At 46.4% G+C, this 4552-nt stretch carries 5 protein-coding genes; 3 read left to right on the forward strand and 2 right to left on the reverse strand.

Going from position 1 to position 4552, the window contains the following annotated elements; translation table 11 throughout:
• The first annotated feature begins 470 nt into the window (after positions 1-470).
• Positions 471-950, forward strand: a complete 480-nt coding sequence (locus ACRCZA_RS09935) for a DUF2947 domain-containing protein (protein WP_438674283.1) — start codon at positions 471-473, stop codon at positions 948-950.
• Between the two features lie 295 nt (positions 951-1245).
• Positions 1246-1806: a chalcone isomerase family protein gene (locus tag ACRCZA_RS09940; RefSeq protein WP_438674284.1), complete on the forward strand. Its 561-nt coding sequence runs from the start codon at positions 1246-1248 to the stop codon at positions 1804-1806.
• On the opposite strand, the gene ACRCZA_RS09945 is transcribed toward ACRCZA_RS09940, so the two are convergent.
• On the reverse strand, positions 1807-2676 hold the full coding sequence (locus ACRCZA_RS09945; protein WP_438674287.1) for a DUF6268 family outer membrane beta-barrel protein: 870 nt from the start codon (positions 2674-2676) through the stop codon (positions 1807-1809).
• Between the two features lie 418 nt (positions 2677-3094).
• On the reverse strand, positions 3095-3724 hold the full coding sequence (locus ACRCZA_RS09950; protein WP_438674285.1) for a TetR/AcrR family transcriptional regulator: 630 nt from the start codon (positions 3722-3724) through the stop codon (positions 3095-3097).
• A 136-nt stretch (positions 3725-3860) separates the two neighbouring features.
• Here ACRCZA_RS09950 and ACRCZA_RS09955 point away from each other — a divergent pair.
• Positions 3861-4552 (forward strand): efflux RND transporter periplasmic adaptor subunit (locus ACRCZA_RS09955; protein ID WP_438674286.1); only part of this gene is annotated, 692 nt, incomplete at its 3' end.

The following is a 4552-nucleotide window of genomic DNA, read 5'->3' on the forward strand; positions in this document are numbered from 1 at the left end:
GCTAAGATATTGCTACATATAGGTTTATCAATGACTGTATAAGTTTATGAATTAGTTAGACTTATCCCCTGTGGAGAGACCAGCTTAATTTTTCCGCCTTTTATTTCAGTGCGTTTATAGCAGCGCTATTATTTCAAATCACCCATAGACCACCCCAAGCACGAATCAGCAGCATACAGCCTCCCCTATCAAACATTTCAACACGTTTTTGACGTTAGTTGACAACATGGGAGATGTTGAACCGTGGAAAATGGGCTGATTTCACAATTGCCGCGCAAGCCCGTATAATCGGCCGGTCCGCATGGGAGAGACATCTCCAATGCGCCTATTCGATGCGCTTATTCGATGTGACTATTCGATACAACTATTCGATACAACGTTCTCACTAGGATCGCGTTGTAACTATGATCGCAATGTAACTAAAATCGCCATATCACAATGCGGTGCAAATGCCAGCGAGGAGATACTGTTTGGCTCATACCTATATACCTTTAGAGACTTACCGTCGAAAGTGGATTTTTAACCATAAAGACTTACCCGTGACGCCCGAGGATAAGGCGCAGATCCGCCCCTTAACCGAAAAAAGTGCTATGACGGTATGGACTCAGTGGATCAGCAACAAAAGTAGCCGTGCTGAACAATTTACTAAGGGTGATTGGGCCGCGAAAGCCGATGCCTGGTCCATTACCGACCATTGGCAAAGTGCTTGGGACAGTGACGATAATCATTTGCCAGACATGTTGGCCGACTTTATCCAGTGGCCAGACGAAACACCGGTGTATTTTTGTTATGAAAAATACCAAATCATTGAAACCCGCTGGGATGTCTTTGTGCGTAACTGGAAGTGCTTTTTATTCTTTGATGATGGTCCGATCCTCATCTCCCCCAAACACAAGCAAGCGGTGATGTTTGAGCAAACTGGTCAGTACAAATTAGGGCTGCGCGGTTAACGGAAAACAGGCTCTGCAACAAACAGCATTGCCTAAACACCTCTGCTGCTGCACGGCGTTCATCATGGCCCGCATTGACCTCGTGCTTGAGCTGAAGCTGTAGCGAATGCTTCACACCAAAGCGCGCACTCACAGCGTCTTGGCTTTGTCCATGAGGCTATCGCTGCCCGGTGCTTTCGATTAGTATCATGGACCTATTTTGCCGATGATAAGCCAAGCAGTGACAGGCGCAAAGACAGGCAGACCGAACTGACCATAAACAAATAAACATAAGTCAAATAAGTTGAGGTGTATTATGAAGTTGCTCTCTACCCTAACCCTAGCCACGGCGTTGATATTGCCCGGTATCACCTTGGCGAAAGAAGTGTCAGGCATCCAAGTTGCCGATACCTTAACGCTCGAAAATCAAGCCTTAGTGCTCAACGGCGCTGGGGTTCGCAGTAAGTTTTTTATGGATTTATATGTTGGCAGCCTATATGTGCCAAACGCGGCTAAGTCAACGGCGACAGTTATCGAGGCGCCGATTGCCGCAATTCGTCTCAATATCACCTCAAATATGATCACCTCCGATAAAATGCGCGCGGCGATTACCGAAGGGTTTGAATATGCAACCGCAGATAATACTGCCGATATTCAGCCGCAAATCGATGCCTTTATGGCGTTATTTAAGGATGAAATCAAACAAGGCGATCAATTTACTTTCGTGACCCAGAAAAATACCGGGGTCAGCGCCTATAAAAATGATCAAAAACAAGCCACCATCGAAGGGGAAATGTTTCGCCAAGCCTTACTGAAAATTTGGCTGGGGGATAAACCGGCCCAACAAAGCCTAAAAGAGGCCATGCTGGGCCAATAATTAAAACTTAAACTCCAGATCCAAGGCCGCTGCGCCTTGGTTATCCATGTCGACGCCAGCTTGGCGCGTCACTTCTAATTCGCCATTAAAATAATATCCCGCATAAAGATTTACCGAGAGCGAGCGAGTGGCTTGCCAGCCTCCACGTAAATAAGTCACCCATTCATTAATTTCTACGGCGATATCCTCATCCTTAATTAAGAATCTTTCGGTCCGCTTTGAATTACCCAACCCGATATTCCAATGAGGATTAAATTGATAGCTGAGCTCTAATCCTGCTGGGCCGCTAAATCCGGCTTTAAAGGGATTCGCAAGGCTCCAACGTTCGTTAATTTGCCAGCGCATCGCTAAATAGGGCACAGTACGCACATCATCAATATCATTTAAATATGCCACACCCAGCCCCAGCATATTTCCCGACTCAAAGGCATACATCGCAGAGGCCACAACACCGTAACTTTGGGCATTATCGCTCGAAGCAGTATCGGCATAGGCATATTGAAGCTGAGGTGCAATCATAAAACGCCAATGTTGATCCAACCGATAACTTAATGAAACACTCGCGCGATAGCGCTCAATTTGCTCCCAAGTTTGGCCGCTTGAACCAAATAATGCCTTAACGGCGTCCGCTTGCATTCCATCCACTGGGCGCCAAGCATAATCTAAGTTATCGTATCCAAGGCTCAGCCCCATTGACCACTGCCGATTTAAGGGAATATTAACCGCTGCATTAAGTAACAAACTGTCCCGTTGTAATTCGGTCTGACTGTTTGCAATCGCGGCATTTTGGGTGCTTATTTGCGCAATACTGAGTTTAAAAGGTTTATATTCTCTGGGTGGTTTATCAGCGGCTATCGCAGCAGTCCCCATAAGAGGAATAAGTAACACCCCAATATTTATCAACGATAGGGTTTTGTTGTTGCCAGATAGATTTTGCGTTGTCACACCAACTCCTTAGATTATTATCATTTGGGGTACAGCAATGGGTAAATACCGCAATCGTGAATAGGATAATCATGAATGCCGTTGATTGTAATACCGCAAGCAGTTAAAAGCATTGATGCGGCTAGCATCGTTTGCTGGCAAATACGTTAATTCTATCTAAAAAGTTCACACTAACGGCAACTGTTTAGCATCCACTTTTAGCTCAGTGTTTGCTGCCCCATCCCTATTAAGACGAACGATTGGCAGACAATATCCGTGAACCATCGTGATAAACTAAGCCGCAGGGCTTATTCAAGCTCTTTATGCCTAACGTTTCTTTATGCCTAACGCTTATGCAATACGCTTATTCGATACGGTAAGCCCGTAAAAACATCTGGGCGCAACCACAAACATAAGCCTCACGGTCCGCAACCAATGGGCTAACGTCAAGCCCTAACTCTAGCCTGAGTTTTAACTCACCAAATAACATTAAACATAAACGCACAGCGCTATGCTGCACATTACCAAAATCATATTTACCCAATGCCTGCACGGCGTGTAAATAGTCCGCCAAAATGCCAACAATATGTTGCGGTCCAGCCGCAAAAAACAATTGCGAGGCCTCTGGGTGACTTTCGGACTGAGCGACGCAGGTCTTAAAGACCGTGATGGCCTCTGGGCTGACAATCATCTCACCGAATTTAATGGCAAAACGCATCAGGGTGGCTTCTGGCTGCTGGGGATCCTTAAGCAAATCATCATTCAAATTATGGCCAATGCATTTTGATTCAATGGCGGCCACAAATAATTCGTCTTTACTGCCAAAGTGGGCGTAAACCGTCTGTTTAGAGACGCCCGCCAGCCGAGCCACTTCGTCCATGCTGGTATGGGGAAATCCTTGTCGACAAAATAAATCCATGGCTGCCACGAGGATTTGCTGCTTTTTTTGTTCGCTACGGCTCATCGGTAGCGACGTATCTGACACTGGTGTCATATCCACTCTCAAATCATTTGTCCAAATAAATTGACGTCAGCTAATCATAACTAGACTAGACAGTCCAGTCTTTACAATCTAGACTAGCAAGTCTAGTAACAGCATTTTAACATTAACCCACATCGGAAGGCTGCAAATGGATCATATCATCTACAATGCATGGCGCACGATAGGCTTATTTACATTCATCTGTTTAACCGCCTGTCAACAGGATGTGCGCGAGCGGCCAACCCCGCACAACCTCCCGAGCAGTGAGTTATCGCGCCACGCATTGCCCAGCGCCGAATTGCCCAAAGTGATGACGGCGCAGCTCATCCCCGCCGCGAGCTATCAAAGCCAGCAAATCTATTCAGGTACCCTTAGGGCTGGCAACACGACAGGTGTGGGCTTTGAACTCTCAGGGAAATTAAGTGAGCTCTATGTTGATAGCGGCGCCAAAGTGATCCGAGGGCAAGTGTTAGCCCGCTTAGATACCCGCCTGCTTGAGGCTGAGCGCCAAGAAATCCTCGCCAATCTGTCCCAAAATCAGGCCAATATCGAACTGGCCAGCAGCACCCTTAAGCGTCACCTTGAGCTGCAAAAATCAGGCTATGTTGCAGAGCAATTGCTGGATGAAAATCGTAACCAATTAAGTCAGTTAGAAGCGGCCAAACAAGGATTATTGGCCTTAAAGTATGCCAATCAGTTAAAGCTGGATAAGTCGCTACTGCGTTCGCCCTTTGATGGCACCATTAGCCAACGCCAACACAGTTTTGGTGAAGTAGTGAACGCAGGAAGCCCGGTATTTATTGTGGTTGGCCATGTCAATCCTGAAGCCTATATCGGCGT

Origin of the sequence: Shewanella sp. (assembly GCF_051658185.1) — a bacterium.
Lineage (GTDB): Bacteria > Pseudomonadota > Gammaproteobacteria > Enterobacterales > Shewanellaceae > Shewanella.